Source organism: Pseudomonas sp. EggHat1, from assembly GCF_014892995.1.
Taxonomy (GTDB): Bacteria; Pseudomonadota; Gammaproteobacteria; order Pseudomonadales; family Pseudomonadaceae; genus Aquipseudomonas; species Aquipseudomonas chaetocerotis.
Map to the genome: position 1 here is coordinate 130,647 of NZ_JACKQK010000010.1, position 18,815 is coordinate 149,461.

Here is an 18,815-nt window from a genome sequence, read left to right on the forward strand (position 1 = left end):
GCGCGAAGGTGATGCTGCGTTAAAAACAGACTCAAGATGCTCATGTACAGTCGTACAGTCGTACAGTCGTACAGTCGCCCGCGACTCCGACCGTCTCTCGCCTGTTTGATTCGCTGGCGCTCACCCTTCGGGCCAGCCTTTGGCTGTTACTCCCGTTGGTCGTTGCGCCTTGCCTGACCTCCGCTCGCTACGATCCGATTGCACTGCCACAAGGCCGGGGAAACCCGGCCTTGTCGTATCTGGAGGCTTTCAAGCCTTCTGAAAGCCCGACTTCGGCGCTAAACTTTGCGGCCGACTCTTGCCTGTCCGACACGAGGCTCCTGCATGCAGTATCGCGACCTGCGCGACTTCATCCGTGAACTGGAAAAACGCGGCGAACTCAAGCGCATTCAGACGCCGGTATCGCCCGTTCTGGAAATGACCGAAATCTGCGACCGCACCCTGCGCAAGGGCGGCCCGGCGCTGCTGTTCGAAAAGCCCACCGGCTTCGACGTGCCGGTGCTTGGCAATCTGTTCGGCACACCCAAGCGCGTGGCGCTGGGCATGGGCGCCGAAGAGGTGTCCGAACTGCGCGAGATCGGCAAGCTGCTGGCCTTTCTCAAGGAGCCCGAGCCGCCCAAGGGCCTCAAGGATGCCTGGAGCAAGCTGCCGATCTTCAAGAAGGTCATTTCCATGGCGCCCAAGGTGGTCAAGGATGCGCCGTGCCATGAAGTGATCGAGGAGGGCGACGACGTCGACCTGGGCAGACTGCCGATCCAGCACTGCTGGCCGGGTGACGTGGCGCCGCTGATCACCTGGGGCCTGACCATCACCAAAGGCCCGAACAAGGAACGCCAGAACCTCGGTATCTATCGCCAGCAGGTGATCGGCCGCAACAAGGTGATCATGCGCTGGCTCAGCCACCGTGGCGGCGCGCTGGATTACCGTGAGTGGTGCCAGAAGCACCCGGACAAGCCTTACCCGGTTTGTGTCGCGCTTGGTGCCGATCCGGCGACCATTCTCGGCGCCGTGACGCCAGTGCCCGATACCCTCTCCGAATACGCCTTCGCCGGCCTCTTGCGCGGCCATCGCACCGAGCTGATCAAGGCGCGTGGCAGCGAGCTGCAGGTGCCGGCCAGTGCCGAGATCGTGCTAGAAGGCGTTATCCATCCGGGCGAGACCGCGCCGGAAGGCCCCTATGGCGATCACACCGGCTACTACAACGAGGTCGACACCTTCCCGGTGTTCACCGTCGAGCGCATCACCCGTCGCCGCGATCCGATCTATCACAGCACCTACACCGGCCGGCCGCCAGATGAGCCGGCGATCCTCGGCGTGGCGCTGAACGAGGTGTTCGTGCCGATCCTGCAAAAGCAGTTCCCCGAGATCACCGACTTCTACCTGCCGCCGGAAGGCTGTTCCTACCGCATGGCGGTGGTGACCATGAAGAAGCAGTACCCGGGCCACGCCAAGCGCGTAATGCTCGGTGTCTGGTCGTTCCTGCGACAGTTCATGTACACCAAGTTCGTTATCGTCACCGACGACGATATCAACGCACGGGACTGGAATGACGTGATCTGGGCGATTACCACGCGCATGGACCCCAAGCGAGACACGGTGATGATCGACAACACACCGATCGACTATCTCGACTTCGCCTCGCCGATCTCCGGCCTGGGCTCGAAGATGGGACTGGACGCCACCCACAAGTGGCCGGGTGAGACCACCCGCGAATGGGGCCGCGCCATCGAGAAGGACCCTGCCGTAGTGGCGCGCGTCGACGCGCTCTGGAGCGAGCTGGGAATCGATTGATGAACGTCACCCTGCAACCTTCCGGTATCACTCTCGCGCTGCAGCCGGGTGAGCGCATCCTCGATGGTGCCCGGCGCCTGGGCTACGACTGCCCGCAGAGCTGCCGCAACGGCAACTGCCATATCTGCGCCGCGCTGCTGGTTGAGGGGCGGGTCAGGCAGAACGACGCCGAGCTGGATCATGGTGAGTTCTTCACCTGCCTGGCCGAACCGCTGGAAGACTGCGTGCTGCACTGGGACGGCGTGCTGGTGCCGGGTGAGTTGCCGGTGCGCGAACTGAGCTGCCAGGTGATCGAGTGCCAGGAAGTGGGTGGCGACGTGTTCCGTGTGCGCTTGCGTACGCCAGCCGGCAAGGCGCCGCGTTATCACGCCGGGCAGTACCTGCTGCTACAGCGCCCGGATGGCGAGATGGCGGCGTTCTCCCTGGCTTCGGCGCCGCACGCCGGGCGTGAGTTGGAGCTGCACATCCTCGCCCGCGAAGACAGCAGCATTGCCCTGCTGGAGCATCTGCGCAGCACCGGCATGGCTCGCGTGCAGATGCCCTACGGTGATACCCACCTCGCCGACCTGCCCGATGGCCCGCTGGTGCTGATCGCTGCTGGCACCGGCATGGGCCAGATGCACAGCCTGATCGAGCATTGCCGCGCGGCGGGTTTCACCCATCCGGTGCACCTGTACTGGGGCGCGCGTCGGCCCGAGGATTTCTACGAACTGCCACATTGGGCGCAGTGGCAACAGCTGGACAATCTGTTCCTGCACCAGGTAGTCAGCGACCAGTGCGGCTGGCAGGGTCGTTGCGGTCTGCTGCACGAAGCGGTGCGCGAGGACTTCCCGGATCTCAAGGCCTTGCACGTCTACGCCAGCGGCTCGCCAGCGATGGTCTACGCCACGCTCGATGCGCTGGTCGAAGCGGGGATGGACGCGCACCAGATGCGCGCCGACGTGTTCGCCTACGCGCCGCGCTAGAGGTCAAGGGCGATCAGGTAAGACTGCCAGCGCCGCCTTTGGTAGGAGCTCCACCCCGGGGCGAAGCTTTCGTTGCTCGCGTTCTTGGCGGTATCACTTCGGGCCATCACAGACGGGAGGCAAAAGCGCTCGCTGCATGTTTCCGAGTCCGCCTCGCCCTTGTTCGCGGTGAGGTGCGGCTCTTAAACAGGCAGTACGTCTCACTTTTAAGTTTCGTCAGGTACCGTTTATCGGGGGCGCCCGGATCAATGTCCCCAAACGTGAAGTTGTTCAGTTTTTAGACATTTGATGGCAGGAGGCCATATGTTCTAATCGCCGCCGATTTTCCGCCGCCGTTTTTCTGCTATTCAAAGGACTGAAGGCATGTCTTTCCGTATCAGCCCTTTATGGCCTGCCATCCCTGGCGGCCACCCTACGGGCCGTCGCTGCGCGACATTTAAAGTGGCTCCCGGCCTTTTTTGGGCCGTATGGCTGTGTTTTTCTCTTCCCGCTATCGCGCTGGCGCAGACGCCGGGCGACCGTGAGCTGATCCGCGAGCGCCAGGAGCGCCTGTTGCAAGAGCAGCAGCGGCGCCTCGAAGAGCTGCAGCAGCTGCCGGGTGAAACGCCTCAACTGCAAACCGCCCCCGTCGAAGACGAGCGCTGCTTCGCTATCGAGCAGATTCGCCTGGAAGGCGCCACTCTTCTCGCTGAGGACGACCAGCAGGCCATTCTGCAGCGCTTCGCTGGCGAGTGTTTGGGCGTTGGTCAGCTCAACGAGCTACTCAAGGCCATCACCCAGTTCTACATCGACCGGGGCTACGTCACCTCGCGCGCCTACCTGCCGCAGCAGGATCTGTCCTCGGGCGAGCTACGGGTCATCGTGGTCGAAGGGCGCCTGGAAGGGCTGGACAGCTCCACGCTTGCCAGCGACCGCGAACTGGCCATGGGCTTTCCCGGTCAGCCGGGTGAAGTGCTGGACCTGCGCGAGCTGGAGCAACTGGTCGATCAGCTCAACCGTCTGCCGTCGCGTCAGGCCCAGCTTGAGCTGGTGCCCGGTGAGGCCGTCGGCGGCAGTCGCGTCAAGCTGCAAGGCCAGCGCGACAAGCCATGGCGCGCCGGGCTCAACCGTCACAACGACGGGCAGAAAAGTACCGGCGAGCAGCAGTGGGGCCTGAGTTTCGATTGGGACAGCCCGCTCGGTCTGGCCGACCAGCTCAGCCTGCGCGCCAATCGCGATGCGGTGAGCGACAGCTATCGCCATTCCCACAGCCAGAGCCTGATCTACCAGGTGCCCTACGGCTGGTGGAACTTCAGCTACAGCTACAGCCAGAGCTACTACCGCACGCAGAGCGATGGCGGTGGTTTTCTCTTCGACCAGGACGGTGACAGCAAGACCCACGCCCTGCGCGGTGAGCGTGTGCTGCACCGCGACAGCGTCAGCAAGACGGCATTCAACCTGGGTGTCAGCCACCTGCGTAGCAACAACTTCATTCTCGGCAACCGCATCGACACTTCCAGCACGCGCCTGTCCGAAGCGCAGCTGGGCTTCAACCATGGTCGACGTATCGGCAGCGCCTTCGTCAACGCCGATTTCGGCTGGCAGCGCGGTATCGGTGCCTTCGACGCCCAGCGCGCCGGCGACCCGCAAGGCAGTCAGCCGGTGGCGCGCTACAACAAATACACCCTGGCCCTGAGCTACCTGCAGCCCTTTGCGCTGTGGGGCGAGTCCTTCAGTTTCGACAGCCTCGCCTACGGCCAGAAGAGCGAAGACGTGCTGTTCAGCCCGCAGCGCATCAGCATCGGCGGCCTCAGCTCGGTGCGCGGCTTCAAGGACCAGTCATTGGCCGGCGACACCGGCGGCTACTGGCGCAACCAGTTGCGCTGGCGCCGCCCGGTCACCTGGGAGGCGCTGCGGCCCTTTGTGCACGAATACAGCCTGGCCTTTGCCTATGACGTCGGCGTGATCCACGGCGGTCGGCACAACCCCGAGCAGCGCGGACGCATGACGGGCAACGCCCTCGAGTTCGCCCTACGCGGCCAGCACCTGTCGGCTTCGGTGAGCTTCGCGCATGCCCTGGAGCGCCCCGACGCCATCGAGCGCGACGAGCGCCCGGTCTATTTCCGATTCGACCTGTTTTTCTGATTACCCGGCCGGATGGCTGGTTGGAGTTTCGACATGGACGTACGCAGTCCCCTGTTCCAGAACATCGCCCTCATCGTTGCCGGCGTGCTGTTCCTCAACCCCATCGTCGCCACGGCGGCGCAACTGGCGGTTGACCAGGCCGCAGGTGGCAACACGTCGCTGACCCAGGCCGGCAATGGCGTGCCCGTGGTCAACATCGCCACGCCCAATGGCAGCGGCCTGTCGCACAACAAGTTCAGCGACTACAACGTCGGCCAGCAGGGGCTGATCCTCAACAACGCCACCGACAAGCTGCAGAGCACCCAACTGGGCGGCATCATCATCGGCAACTCCAATCTCAAGAATGGCGCCGCCGGGCTGATCCTCAACGAAGTCACCGGTGGCAACGCCAGCCAGCTCAAGGGCTATACGGAAGTGGCCGGGCGCTCGGCAGCAGTCATCGTCGCCAACCCGCACGGCATCACCTGCGATGGCTGCGGCTTCATCAACACCCCGCGCGTCACCCTCAGCACCGGTACACCGGTGATCGATAACGGCCGTCTGCAGCGTTTCGACGTCGACGGCGGGCAAATCGCCATCGAAGGCCAAGGGCTCAATGCCGGCAACGTCGACCAGTTCGACCTGATCACCCGCAGCGCGCAGATCAATGCCGAACTGCACGCGAACACGCTCAACATCGTCACCGGCCGCAATGAAGTGGATGCCACCACCCTGGCCGCAACCGCCAAGACCGACGACGGTTCGAACAAGCCGATGCTGGCCATCGACAGCTCGGCCCTCGGTGGCATGTACGCAGGCGCCATTCGCCTGGTCGGCACCGAGCAGGGCGTGGGCGTGAAACTGGCCGGCGACATGGCTGCCAGCGCCGGGGATATCCAGATCGATGCCAGTGGCAAGCTGAGCCTGGCGCAGACGGCGGCCAGCCGGGATATCGCCCTCAAGGCGCAGGACATCGAGTTGGGCGGCAAGACCTACGCTGGCGGCAAGGCGGATGTCAGTGCCCAAAATCAACTCAAGGTGAAGGAGAGCCTGGCAGCGGCGGGCAACGTCGACCTGCGCGGTGCGCAGGTCGTCAACGAGGGCGTGATCGAGGCGGGCGTCAGGCCGGACAACACTCGCGCCGCCGCTGACCTGAACATCAGCGCCCAGCAGGTGCGCAATGCCGGGACACTGATTGGCAATCGCCAGTTGCAGGTCAATGCCAGCCAGGCGCTGGATAACCAGGGCGGCACCCTCAGCGGCAAGGCGCTGACCCAGATCGATGCTGCGCAATTGGACAACCGCAGCGGTCGGCTGCTGTCCGAGCAGCAGCTAAAGGTCGATAGCACGCATGTGAACAATGCCTCCGGCCTGATCCAGAGCCAGGGCGCCGCCACTATCAGCGCAAGCAATACACTCGACAACCGCCAGGGTGACATCCGCAGCAACACTGCGCTGACTCTAACTGCCGGTGCCGTGGACAACCGCCAGGCCGGGCTGATCGCCAGCCAGACGACGCTCGCGACCGATGTCGCCAGCCTGGACAACCGTGGCGGCGGGCTCAGTGCCAAGCAGGGGCTGACGCTCAAGGCTGGCAGCGTGAACACCGGCGACCAGGGCCTGATCAGTAGCGGCGCGGCCCTGACGCTCGACGCCGGACGTGTCGAGGCCGCCAACCAGGGTGAAATCTCGGCCAAGGGTGACATGAGCCTCCGCGCTGGCGAGTGGCTGCAGCAGGGCGGCCAACTGATCGGCGAAGCCAATGTCAGCCTCGACCTCAAGGGCGGCAAGCTGGACAACCAAGGTGGCCTGATCGCGGCCAAACGCCAGCTAACGCTGGGTAATGTCGGCCAACTGGACAACCGGGCGGGCACGCTCAGCGCCCAACAGCGACTGGCGGTCAGCGCCCGGCAGGTCGACAACCGTGACCAGGGGTTGATCGGCAGCGCTGGCGCGCTCGTGCTCGATGCTGAACGACTGGACTCGTCGAATCGGGGCGAGGTCTCGGCCAATGGCGCTCTCGACCTGCAACTGGGCGAGTTGCTGCAACGCAATGGCCGGCTGCTCGGCCAGGCTGGGGTCAGGGTCGAGGTGAGCGGCCAGTTGGACAACCGTGGCGGTGTGCTGCATGGCAAGCAGGGGCTGAACCTGCTTGCTGATGACATCGACAACCGCGCCCAGGGGCTGATCAGCAGTGGCGGGCTGCTGGTGCTGGCGGCAAACCGCCTTGACTCCTCCAACCAGGGCGAGGTCTCTGCCCAGGGCGATATCCGCCTGCGCCTGGCGCAGCTGATTCAGGAGCAGGGGCGTCTGGTCGGGGAAAGGCATGTCAGCCTCGACCTTGGGAACGGATCGCTGAACAACCGCAGCGGCGTCATCCACGGTAAACAGGGTTTGGAACTGCTGGCCGGGAATATCGACAACCGTGACCAGGGCCTGATCAACAGCGCCGGCGCCCTCACGCTCGCCGCCAGCCGGCTCGACTCCTCCCAACTGGGCGAAGTCTCCGCTGCGGGGGACATCGACCTGAGCCTGGGCGAGCTGGTGCAGCGGGGCGGCCAACTGAGCGGTGAAGGCAAGGTCAGCCTCGATCTCAAGGGCGGCAAGTTGGACAACCAGGGTGGCCTGATCAATGCCCGGGGCGGCCTCGAACTGCAGCATGTCGGCGAGTTGGACAATGCGGCTGGCGAACTGTCCAGTGCGGGCGACATCGCCATCAGCGCCGAGCAACTGAACAACAGCCAGGGCGGCCGGGTGATCGCTGCCGGACAACTGGCGCTGGATGTCGACGCGACGCACAACTCCGATGCCGGTCTGCTCTCCGGCTGGCAGGGTGTCCGCATCGACGGCGCCAGCCTCGACAACCGTAACCAAGGCACCGTCTCCAGTCGTGATGGCTCGCTGGACCTGACGCTCGGCGGCGTGCTGGATAACAGTGGCAAAGGCGCACTGGTCAGCCAGGGTGCTCAGCGTATCCAGGTCGCCAGCCTGAACAATCGTGACCAGGGCATTCTCTCCAGCGAAAGCGGCATCGACCTGAATATCGCTGGCACGCTGAATAATGCCAGCCAGGGCCTTATCAGCGCCCCGGACCTGCGCATCCAGGCCGGCCAGACCCTCAACCAGGGCGGCCAGATCAGCTCGACGGGCGATCTGCTGCTCAGCGGCGGCAGCCTCGACAACAGTGCTGGCACCCTGAGCGCCGCCCAGGCCCTGAGCGCCAGCCTGACCGGCGCCCTGCGCAACAACAACGCCGGCCAGCTCGCCAGTGGCGGCCCCCTGTTGTTGAACCTGGGCAGCCTCGACAACCGTAGTGGTCAACTGGCCAGTCAGGGCCTGCTGCAACTGTTCGCTGCCAGCCTGGACAACAGCGATCAAGGCACCCTGGCGGCGCAGGGTGACATGACGCTGAAGCTCAGCGGCGCCCTGGTCAACCGTGGCGACGGCCTGATCTACAGTGGCCAGGGCGCGCTGGGCATCGAGGCCGCCAGCCTCGACAACGACACCGGCACCCTGCAGGCCAGGGGCCGGCTCGACGCCGACATCGACGCGCTGGCGAGCAACAAGGGCGGGCGCATACTCAGCGAGACCGGCGACCTCGATATGAGCGCCGAGCGGCTGGACAACAGCGCAGGCGGCATCCTGGCCAGCACCCTCGGCAGCATTCGGCTGGCCCTGGCCAGCCTGTTCGACAACCGTGGCGGCACCACGCAGGCCAGGCAGGATATCGACCTGAGCACCGCGGCCAACGGCCAGGTGCGCAATGCCGGCGGCCATCTCTCCGCCGTTGCAGGCAATGCACGCATCCAGACCGGAACCTTCGACAACCAGGGCGGCGGCCTCTACGCCGGCAACCTGCTCGACCTGGACGCCGACAGCTTCGCCAACCAGGGGGCGGCCGCAGGCCAGGGCGGCAAAGTCTCGGCACGTACCGTCGATTTCAGCCTGGCCGGTGCGCTTAACAACGTCCACGGCCTGATCGAGGCTGGCGACGCGCTGCGTCTCGGTGTCGCCAGTCTGGACAACCGCCAGGGCGCCCTGCGTGCCTTGGGACAAAGCGGCGAGAGCCGTCTGACCACCAGCGGCACCCTGGACAACCGTGGCGGCCGCCTCGAAGTCGCCAACGCCAACCTTGCCCTGAACCTCGGCAGCCTGCTCAATGCCGGCGGCTCCATCCTGCACGTCGGCAGCGGCAACTTCGGCCTGGCCAGCAGCACCCTGGTGGAGGCCGGTGGGACCCTGGTCACAGGCGGCGCCCTGAGTGTCAACGCCACCACCTGGAACCACAGCGGCACCTTGCAGGCACGCGAACTGACCCTCAACGTCGGCACCTTCACCCAGGGCGCCGGCAGCCAGTTGCTGGCGACCCAGCGCCTGAACGCCAGTGGCGGCAACTGGAGCAACGCCGGCCTGATCGCCAGCGATGGCAGCCTAGAACTGACCCTGACCGGCGCCTACGACGGCAGTGGCCGTCTGACCAGCCTCGGCAACCTGAGCCTCGAGGCCGCCAGCCTTGACCTGGCCAGCGCCGGCAGCATCGCCGGTGGCGCGCTCAGCCAGCTGACCTTCAGTGGTTTGGCCGTCAACCGTGGCCAACTCACCTCCAGCGGCGACTTCACCCTGCGCGCGGCCACGCTGAACAACCATGGCACCCTGGGCAGTGCCGAGCGCCTGAGCCTCTACGCACCGACCCTCTACAACGAGCGCGGGCTGATCTTCAGCGGCGGGGACATGGCGCTGCGCAGCCTCAACCTCACCAACCTGCGGGGCAACCTCTATAGCCTGGGCGGCCTGGACATCGCCGCCAACGACAATTCGGGCTGGGCCAGCCGCTTCGAGAACACCTCCGGCTCGGTGGAGAGCGCCGGCAACATGCGCATCCTGGCCAACAGGCTGATCAACCAGCGCGCCGACTTCGCCACCGAAATGCGCCTGGTCTCCGGCAACCTCAACGTGTACTGGGATGACTTCTGCGACGGCAAGGGGTGCGAGCTGTACTTCACCTCGGTGGAAAACTACGAAGACGTGATCATTGGCGACCCGGATGCGCCGATCGCCTTCATCACCAGCGGCGCTAATCTCGACATCCTCGGCTCGAGCTTCGACAACCTCTACAGCACCGTCTCGGCTGCCGGCAACATCGGTATCACCGTCGACACCCTGCGTAACATCGGCATGGCTGGTGGCGAGCAGCGCCATTACAACAGCGGTTTATACACCCGCGATCGCAGCATCTATAACAACTTCATCAGCACCAAGAACCTGTTCAATCTCTATAACAATCCGCATGGCGGCGACTACCGCCCCGGTGAAGTCACCCTGGCCGACATCCGCGCCACGGCGCCCGCCGGTGCCTTCTTCAATGTGACCTCCTACAGCGTGCCGACCTCCGGCGCCGTGGTGGCCTCGGCGATCATTCAGGCAGGCGGTGCGGTCAACATCACCGCCAGCCAGCGCATCGACAACAGCGTGGTGCGCGAATACGCCGCCGGCGTGGGCGAGATTGGCGCACAGAACACCGGCGTGAACACCAACGCCAGCACCACGAACTGGGCGATCACCTCGCAACTGCCGCCGGACCTGGCGCAGAAACAGGTCGATCCACTCAGCCTTCCCGGCTTCAGCCTGCCCACGGGCGACAACGGGCTATTCCGCCTCAGTGGCCTGGGTGGTCAGAGCGGGCAGCAGGGCTATGACGGTCAAGCCAGCCAGGCCGGCGAGAACACGTGGGTCGGTGATCAGGTGATCAGCGGCGGCTTTGGCGACGGTCCCCTGGCTCAGCAGCTACAGAAGGCCGGCGGCCTGCCCACGTCCGGCCGCTCGCCGGGCGCACACAAATACCTGATCGAAACCAACCCGGCGCTGACCAATCTCAAGAACTTCCTCGGCTCGGACTACCTGCTCGGCCAGTTGGGCTACGACCCGGATCAGGCGCAGAAGCGTCTCGGCGACGGCCTGTATGAGCAGCACCTGATTCGCCAAGCCATCGTCGAGCGCACCGGCCAGCGCTATCTGGCCGGGCTGTACAGCGACGAAGCGATGTTCCGCTACCTGATGGACAACGCCCTCGCCAGCAAGGACCGCTTGGGCCTGTCGCTGGGGGTGAGCCTCACCGCCCAGCAAGTGGCGGCACTGACCCACGACATCGTCTGGATGGAAGAGCGCGAGGTTCTGGGTGAAAAGGTTCTGGTCCCGGTGCTCTACCTGGCGCAGGCCGGAGGACGCCTGGCCGGCAATGGCGCACTGATCCAGGGCAGCGACCTCAACCTGATCAGCGGCGGCGACCTCAACAACATCGGCACCCTGCGAGCCAGCGGCAACCTCAACGCCACGGCGGGCAACATCTTCAACGGTGGTCTGATGGAAGCGGGCGAGCGCCTGCAACTGCTGGCCACCGACAGCATCCGCAATGCCCAGGGCGGCATCATTGCCGGGCGCGACGTGAGCCTGACGGCATTGACCGGCGACGTGATCAACGAACGCAGCGTGACCACCGTGCACGCCGCCGGTGGTGGTGATCGGCTGCGCAACGACATCGTCAACAATGCGGCACGCATCGAAGCGCGTGGCGACCTGAGCATCAGTGCCGGTCGCGATATCCAGAGCGTGGGCAGCGTCATCCAGGCCGATGGTAATGCGGTGCTCAGTGCTGGGCGCGATCTGAGCCTGGTCAGCCAGGCCGAAATCGACACTTACGAGTATCGGCGCAAGCGTGAACGCGGTCATGACAACAGCATCACCCAGCATGGTTCCAGCCTCGAGGTTGGTGGCAATCTGACGCTTTCGGCGGAGCGTGATCTGGCTGTAGTTGCCAGCCAGGTCAAGGCTGGTGGCGATATCGACATGGTTGCCGGTAGCGACCTGATCATTGCCTCGGCGGCCGATGAACAGCATCAATATTCCTATCGCAAACAGGGCAAGACCAAGACGACCCAGCAGGCTGACAGCGTCGTGCAGCGCAGCAGCGAAATCAGTGCGGGCGGCGACCTGGCGATGCAAGCCGGCAATGACCTGGTGCTAGCTGCGAGCCGCCTGGAGGCCGAGGGCGACGCCTACCTGTACGCGGGGGGAGAGTTGGCCCTGCTGGCAGCGCAGAACAGCGAGTACTCGCTGTATGACATGCAGAAGAAAGGCTCCTGGGGCAGCAAGAAGACCCAGCGAGACGAAGTCACCACCGTGCGCAACGTCGGCAGCTCCATCACCACCGGTGGTGATCTGGCATTGGTCAGCGAAGGTGACCAGCTCTACCAGAAGGCACGCCTGGAAAGCGGCAACGACCTGATCCTCGACAGCGGCGGCAGCATCACCTTCGAAGCGGTCAAGGATCTGGATCAGGAGAGCCACGAGAAGAGCAGCAACAGCCTGGCCTGGACCTCAGCCAAGGGCAAGGGCACGACGGATGAAACCCTCTACCAGAGCCAACTGATCGCCAAAGGTGACCTGGTGATACAGGCCGTGGACGGCCTGAAGATCGACGTCAAGGAGGTCAATCAGCAGAGCGTCAGCCAGACCATCGACGCCATGGTCAAGGCCGATCCTGATCTGGCCTGGCTCAAGGAGATGGAGCAGCGCGGGGATGTCGATTGGCGGCAGGTGAAGGAGATACATGACTCCTTCAAGTACAGCCATTCGGGGTTGGGTGGGGCTGCGGCGATGGTGATTGCCATCGTAGTGGCGTATTTCACGGCGGGGGCGGCGAGTGGTTTGGTGGCGAGTGGCGCCTCGGCCGCTGGCGCCACAACCGCTACTGCCGCCGGAGGTGCCTGGGCAGCGGGCACAGGGGCAACTTTATCAGGTATCGGTTGGGCAAATGCGGCCGTAACGGCTGGTTTGACGGGGATGGCCAGCAATGGCGCTGTCAGCGCTATTAATAACCGAGGGAATCTAGGCGCGGTATTCAAGGACGTAACCTCTGAGGATGCGTTACGTGGCTACGCTGTGGCGGGCATTACTGCAGGCCTAACCAATGGTCTTTATGACGGCTGGTTGGGAACAGAAACAGGCTCAGCGGGAGCTATTCAGAACGGCGGCAAAGTCATTGCCAATGGTGGCTTATCCACTGTGGAGGGCATCGGTCGCTTTGCCGGTAACCAGTTACTGCAAAACGGTACTTCCACCGTCCTTGATCGCGCTCTGGGAGGTGATAGCTCGTTCAGCGATGCCTTGCGCAGCAGTCTGGCCAATACCTTTGCGGCGGCGGGTTTCAACTGGGTTGGGGATCAAACGTCAAAATCTAAATGGGATTTGAAAGACGGTAGCCCGGCCAAGATCGCGATGCATGCCGTGATGGGAGGCTTGGCGGCAGAGGCGGCAGGTGGTGACTTCAAGACTGGGGCATTGGCGGCAGGGGTGAATGAGCTGCTGGTTGCTGAGTTGGATGCCCAGTACAAGAAGATGAGTATTGAGGACAGAAACGCGCTGCTGGTGATGAACTCGCAGGTGATCGGGGTGCTTGCCGCTGCGGCGCAGGGAGGGGATGAGAAGGCGCTGCAGGTTGGCTCGCAGGTGGCGGGGAATGCTACGCAGTACAACTTCCTCAATCATCAGGACGTAGATGACCTAGGAGAGGCGCTGGAAGGATGTCAGGGGGACTGTGAGGAGGTTCGAGAAGAATTCCGGAAACGAGACGCAGCAAATCGTGCTCGGTTAGAGGCCTGTACAACGGATTGCGCGCAAATTCGTGATGAGCTGGATATGGGGTCACGCGCACTAAATGAACTATGGCAGAGTGACTCTACTGGCATAACCGATGAATTTCTGCGTAACAACATAAACGAATGGTCGAGCTCTGGGCCGCGGGTTGCAACTCAGGTTGCCAATGCGGCGCTGGACGGCAAGCCTGGGGCGATGTCGGAGATTGGTCACTTTCTTGATCAGCAAGGGTTCAATCCGTTTGGTATAAACCCTGCTGCTTTGGGAGGGTTAGCGGGCGGCAAGTCATCATCAACCGATACGCCGAAGGTTGCAGGGCCGGCGAAGACAGGAGCGACGACTGGCGAGACGACGCCGAAGTGGGACAATGCCGTTTCGCGGGTGGATGGAGATTTTGGACCGCTGAATCAGCCGGTTGGTCCAAAAGAGGTTCCCGCTGTTAAATGGAGTGCTCAAGAGAAGCACTTTCCAGGTCATAATTCGTACACGCTAGGCCGTAGTGTTTTGAGCAGTGACCCCCGCAAGCTTGCCGAAAGTGCTGGAACTGGACAGCAGGTCGGTAATATTCCAGTTGGCATGCCAGGCTCGAAAGAAAGGGTGAATTTTGGTGGGCCTATAGGGACGTATATAGATGGAGCAGGCGTGGCAACACCTACAGCGAATGGAATAATTCACTACTCTAAGGATGGTATCCACATTGTGCCAGCGAGGCCGTGAATAATGTGTTCTCTTGATGATGTGATCGTGATGGCCCGTCTGAATATTCAAAGAGCGTTGTTAGGTGAGGTTTCAGGGAAGCTTCGTGCTGTTATATTTTCAGTATCGGGGCTGATTCTGAATATTAGATTCTATTTTGACGGAGAAATCGATGATGATGATTTTGAGTCTGCCTCCTGTGTTGAAACTGAGGTGATTGCTGATTACGAGGATGACTGGACGGTTATAGTGAAGTGCTTGCGGCTAGATGCCTCGGAGCCGATACTTGATCAGGGAATTTGGGTATTTAAGCGGCGTGAAATTTAAGAGCAAACAGTCGGACGAAAAGGGAAACAAAAAGGGAAACAATAGGGGACAGACCCTGAGGAATCCCCACAAACCTACTCCTGCACCTGAGCTTGCCGGTATACCTCCTCACGTAGCAAAAGCTCCATCTTCGCCAGAGCCGAGCATGATAAATCGCTAGCCGAGCGCCTGAGGTATTCGAGGCCGATACGCCAGAGCGACAGCACGGGTTTATGCCTGACGCTGTTGCTCTGAAAGCGGCATGACTTGCCTGTCGTTTGAGCCTGCGGGAAAAAGGGGACAGATTTATTTTTCACCTGATCGACTAAGATGAAGGTCTCAACGGAGGGAGATCGTTATGCCGAGGATGGGGCGTATTGTGTTGCCGAACTACCCGCATCATGTGGTGCAGCGTGGCCATAACCGGCAGGTAGTGTTTGCCGCTGAGCAGGATTATCAGCGTTACATTTCTGACCTACGTGAGCTAAAAGATGTCTTCGGGGTCAAGGTCTACGCTTATTGCCTGATGACGAACCATGTTCATCTGCTTCTGGAACCCGGCGAGGCCATTGCCGGGTTGGGTCAGTTGATGAAGGCGCTAGCGGCGCGCGCTACGCGCTATCGAAATCGTCTAGAAGGGCGTACCGGCACTCTCTGGGAGAGTCGCTACAAGTCCAGCGTAGTCGAATCAGATGCCTACTTGCTTGCCTGCTGTCGCTATATCGAACTGAACCCGGTTCGAGCCCGCATGGTTGCCGAAGCGGTTGATTATCCCTGGTCGAGCCATCGGATGCGGGTAACGGATCAGGCGGACAGCGATTGGTTGGACATGGACCCTTGCTTCGTCGCACTTGGCGACACGCCTGAAAGGCGTCGTATCCGTTACATGGAATTCATGCGACAAGCCGTTCCATCAAGTGAGATTGATTTGATTCGTGCTGCGCTGCAGAGGGGGCAGCTAACGGGCAGTGCCCGTTTCGTGGATGAAATAGAAAGAATCCAAGGTGTGCGGGTTGAGTTACGAGGTCAGGGCAGGCCGACGCGTAATTCCGAAAAATAAATCTGTCCCCTTTTTCGTGTCCCCTTTTTCGACGTTTTCTTCCTAGTTAAATCGTGGTCTGTCCCCTAATACTCCAGGTCAGCCTCTTAATCTTGTTGTGAGTCCTAGAACGAATAGTGTGTCTGGAGAACTCATGCGTCAAGTTAGGAGTACTGGCGGTAATGTCTACAGATACAATCCTACTACTGGCGAATTGACAAATTTTTGATGGGTATATGAAACCATATATACAAATAGCGATTAGGACAAAAGTCGAAACGATAGGCTGGAACAGTGGTGAAAAGCTCATTGATTCGTTGGGCTTGAACGGAGAGTTACTGTTTCCGGAGCAGGTGTCGCATAATGCAGATAAATTCACGGAGCCTTTCCTCGGGAAGGCTTCGTGTGAGAGTGTATGGGCTTCTAAGGCTTCGATCCGCGCTAATGGTGCTTTGTTGGATTTTTACCAAGATTTTGCATGGAGAAGAAAGAAAGCGATTAAATCATCGGGCAGTGTTGTTCATACATCTCGAAATACTCGTGGTCAACTTGTTCCTGGATCTATTTCCCTGAGCGCTGCTTTTAGCGATAAGGCTGATTGGTATTCGCTCTTCAAGGCGTGGTGTGAATTTTTTCCTCCTCAACTTGGAATGCTTCATCCTTTTACTGGACCCGAGCTAAGTCCCGCTGAAAGAAATGGTAGCTTCCAGATCGGTTCTTTCAATGCTGCATTGAAGCCAGATATCCCGAATATAGGCTGGGCAATGTTTTATGGTGACGAATTTTCCCAAGAAGTTAATTCCGATCTGATCGCTGCGTCAGGGTTCCCTATTGAGAGAATAGGGAATGGTTACTTGGTGAGAGTTACAGATAGTATTCAAGATGTGGTGGACGACTTTCCGTTATTTTCAAAGCGCCGTGCTGAGCTTAAGACTTTGTTTCGAGAAGAGCTTTTCCTAATCAATGACGAGCCTTAAGGAAAAGGGGACAGATTCTGAGGAATCCCCACAAATCTACTCCAGGGAAACACAGGGAAACAATAGTAAACAATAGGGGACAGACCACGTTTTCTTCCTAGTTAAATCGTGGTCTGTCCCCTAATACTAATGCAAAACAGCCGCCATGGCAGTGAAGGAGCTGTGGGTTTATCTATTGGCGCACAACTTGATCCGGCTGCTCATGGTGCAATCGGCATCAATCGTGGACTGTCTGCCACGCCAGCTGAGCTTCAAGCACACCCTGCAACTGTGGCTTGCTTGGCGACAATTTGATGGTTCGGATATTGACGAGCGCTTCCATCAGCTCCTGATGCTCATTGCCCAGCAGCCTGTAGGCCGCCGGTCGGGCCGAATGGAGCCGAGAGCAGTAAAGCGAAGGCAGAAACCCTATCCATTGCTGACTCGAGCACGCCAAGCGGAGCGCAAGGAAATCAGGAAAAATGGACATCCAAGGAAGGTTAAGTAAGTGCCATTCAAATCTGTCCCCTTTTTTGTGGGGAGGTTGATATGAACATGACTCCTATTAAGGATTCGTTAGATACTTCTGGTGGGCATGATCTGAGGGTTAAGTGATGAGCTGGACTAAGTTGGTTGATTTGACACAAGAGTATATCGGCCATGGTTCTATTTTGAGATCGCCTCAAAGTCGCCAGGCTGAGGGTGAAATAGATCTTATGGTTTTTGATCCGCAGGATCCGCAAGCGGGGATGGGGTTGATGGCTGTGACCGGGCAAAAAGCAGGACTAATATTAGTTCTACTCCCAAAAGAGAGTTGTGACGGAAGAGCTATCAAAAGTAGGTGGCTTGTGGATAATTGGAGAACTTGGGTTTTCCCAGAGGTCGATGTCGGTGATGTTCTTTTCATTAGGCGTTATGAGCTTAGCTAAAGATAGTCGGCAGGAAAAGGGGACACCCATTAGCCGGCCTGGCGTCAAGACTCAAAGCAACCTGCTCTGCTTTTTAGCGGCAGAGTTTCTCCAGTGCCGAACCTGATGAATTGACCCGGTCGAGCCCGTTTCCTCGTTCTTGGCTGCGACCGAGTCGCGCCAGTCATCCATAGGGATCAAACGGCGGCTGAAACCCCGCGCGGCGTTGGCAAAAGGCCGCCCCGAGGGCGGCCCTGTTTACGTCATTGCGAATAGCTTCGGTGCGCGCGGCGCACCCTACCGGACTTCCACCACCACCTTGCCGACGGCTTTGCGCTGGCCAAGGGCATCGATCGCTTCGCCGCCGCGCTCCAGCGGGAAGGTCTGCGACACCAGCGGCTTGAGTTTGCCTTCGGCATGCCAGGCGAACAGCTGCTGGAAGTTCTCGGCGTTGTCCTGCGGCTGGCGCTGAGCGAACGAACCCCAGAATACGCCGACCAGCGAAGCGCCCTTGAGCAAAGGCAGGTTGGCCGGCAGGGCCGGGATGCCACCGCCGGCGGCGAAACCCACTACCAGGAAGCGGCCGTTCCAGCCGATGCTGCGGAAGGCTTCCTCGAACAGTGCGCCGCCCACCGGGTCGTAGATCACGTCGACGCCCTGGCCGCCGGTGAGCTTCTTCACTTCGTCCTTCAGGCTTTGTTCGCTGTAGTTGATCAGCTCGTCGGCGCCGGCCTTGCGCGCCACTTCCAGTTTCTCGGCGCTACTCGCCGCAGCGATGACCTTGGCGCCCATGGCCTTGCCGATTTCCACCGCCGCCAGGCCGACGCCGCCGGAGGCGCCCAGCACCAGCAGGGTTTCGCCCGGTTGCAGGTTGGCGCGTTGCTTGAGGGCATGCATGGAGGTGCCGTAGGTCATGCCGAAGGCGGCTGCGGTGGTCAGGTCCATGCTCTTGGGTACTGGCAGCACATTGTAGGCCGGCACGGCGACTTCTTCGGCGAAGCCGCCCCAGCCGGTCAGCGCCATGACCCGGTCACCGACGCGCAGGTGGCTGACCTTCTCGCCAACGGCCTTGACCACGCCGGCTACCTCGCCGCCCGGGGCGAAGGGGAAGGGCGGTTTGAACTGGTATTTGCCTTCGATGATCAGCGTGTCGGGGAAGTTGACCCCGGCGGCCTGCACCTCGATCAGCACCTCGTTCTTTTTCGGTTCGGGGCTTGGCAGGTCTTCCAGTACCAGGGTGTCGGCGGGGCCGAAGGCTTTGCACAGCAGGGCTTTCATCAAGGTCATTCCTCTTGCGGGGTGCCTTGCAGTGTAGAAAGCGCCCGCCGAGGGTCAACGAGCATGCCGATGCCTGATAGGTCGGCATAAGCGCCGGGCTTGGGTGCTGGCCTGTGGATGG

At 61.2% G+C, this 18,815-nt stretch carries 9 protein-coding genes and 1 pseudogene; 9 read left to right on the forward strand and 1 reads right to left on the reverse strand.

Annotation, left to right across the window (positions count from 1 at the left end):
* Positions 1–324 precede the first annotated feature (324 nt).
* The 9 genes and pseudogenes from ubiD (at position 325) to imm45 (ending at position 17,437) form a co-directional block, all read left to right on the forward strand.
* Complete coding sequence (gene ubiD, locus INS93_RS16780; RefSeq protein ID WP_192984030.1) at positions 325–1,791, forward strand: 4-hydroxy-3-polyprenylbenzoate decarboxylase; 1,467 nt, start codon at positions 325–327, stop codon at positions 1,789–1,791.
* On the forward strand, positions 1,791–2,756 hold the full coding sequence (locus tag INS93_RS16785) for a CDP-6-deoxy-delta-3,4-glucoseen reductase (protein WP_192984032.1): 966 nt from the start codon (positions 1,791–1,793) through the stop codon (positions 2,754–2,756). The genes ubiD and INS93_RS16785 overlap by 1 nt, the downstream gene beginning before the upstream one ends.
* A gap of 441 nt (positions 2,757–3,197) precedes the next feature.
* Positions 3,198–4,880 (forward strand): ShlB/FhaC/HecB family hemolysin secretion/activation protein, encoded by a 1,683-nt coding sequence (locus INS93_RS16790; protein ID WP_420707318.1) that lies wholly within the window; start codon positions 3,198–3,200, stop codon positions 4,878–4,880.
* Between the two features lie 33 nt (positions 4,881–4,913).
* Positions 4,914–14,228, forward strand: coding sequence for a DUF637 domain-containing protein (locus INS93_RS16795; RefSeq protein WP_192984037.1), 9,315 nt, complete (start codon positions 4,914–4,916; stop codon positions 14,226–14,228).
* 30 nt (positions 14,229–14,258) lie between these two features.
* Positions 14,259–14,534 (forward strand): hypothetical protein, encoded by a 276-nt coding sequence (locus INS93_RS16800; RefSeq protein ID WP_192984039.1) that lies wholly within the window; start codon positions 14,259–14,261, stop codon positions 14,532–14,534.
* Positions 14,535–14,871: 337 nt separating this feature from the next.
* Positions 14,872–15,573 (forward strand): transposase, encoded by a 702-nt coding sequence (locus INS93_RS16805; protein WP_192984041.1) that lies wholly within the window; start codon positions 14,872–14,874, stop codon positions 15,571–15,573.
* A 215-nt stretch (positions 15,574–15,788) separates the two neighbouring features.
* Positions 15,789–16,529, forward strand: coding sequence for a hypothetical protein (locus INS93_RS16810; RefSeq protein WP_192984043.1), 741 nt, complete (start codon positions 15,789–15,791; stop codon positions 16,527–16,529).
* Between the two features lie 130 nt (positions 16,530–16,659).
* Positions 16,660–17,016: pseudogene (locus tag INS93_RS16815) on the forward strand (IS4 family transposase); the annotation flags it as partial.
* A 106-nt stretch (positions 17,017–17,122) separates the two neighbouring features.
* Complete coding sequence (gene imm45, locus INS93_RS16820; RefSeq protein WP_192984048.1) at positions 17,123–17,437, forward strand: Imm45 family immunity protein; 315 nt, start codon at positions 17,123–17,125, stop codon at positions 17,435–17,437.
* Positions 17,438–17,713: 276 nt separating this feature from the next.
* Here imm45 and INS93_RS16825 read toward each other — a convergent pair whose 3' ends face one another.
* Positions 17,714–18,694 carry an NADPH:quinone oxidoreductase family protein gene (locus INS93_RS16825; RefSeq protein WP_192984050.1) on the reverse strand — a complete coding sequence of 327 codons (981 nt, stop codon included), beginning with the start codon at positions 18,692–18,694 and terminating at the stop codon, positions 17,714–17,716.
* Positions 18,695–18,815 lie beyond the last annotated feature (121 nt).

What these genes read in the sequence shown, in the direction of transcription:
- INS93_RS16800 (WP_192984039.1), top strand. Translation starts at nt 14,259, where the DNA reads ATGGCCCGTCTGAATATTCAAAGAGCGTTGTTAGGTGAGGTTTCAGGG.
- INS93_RS16805 (WP_192984041.1), top strand. Translation starts at nt 14,872, where the DNA reads ATGCCGAGGATGGGGCGTATTGTGTTGCCGAACTACCCGCATCATGTG.
- INS93_RS16795 (WP_192984037.1), top strand. Translation starts at nt 4,914, where the DNA reads ATGGACGTACGCAGTCCCCTGTTCCAGAACATCGCCCTCATCGTTGCC.
- INS93_RS16810 (WP_192984043.1), top strand. Translation starts at nt 15,789, where the DNA reads ATGAAACCATATATACAAATAGCGATTAGGACAAAAGTCGAAACGATA.
- ubiD (WP_192984030.1), top strand. Translation starts at nt 325, where the DNA reads ATGCAGTATCGCGACCTGCGCGACTTCATCCGTGAACTGGAAAAACGC.
- imm45 (WP_192984048.1), top strand. Translation starts at nt 17,123, where the DNA reads ATGAGCTGGACTAAGTTGGTTGATTTGACACAAGAGTATATCGGCCAT.
- INS93_RS16825 (WP_192984050.1), bottom strand. Translation starts at nt 18,694, where the DNA reads ATGAAAGCCCTGCTGTGCAAAGCCTTCGGCCCCGCCGACACCCTGGTA.
- INS93_RS16785 (WP_192984032.1), top strand. Translation starts at nt 1,791, where the DNA reads ATGAACGTCACCCTGCAACCTTCCGGTATCACTCTCGCGCTGCAGCCG.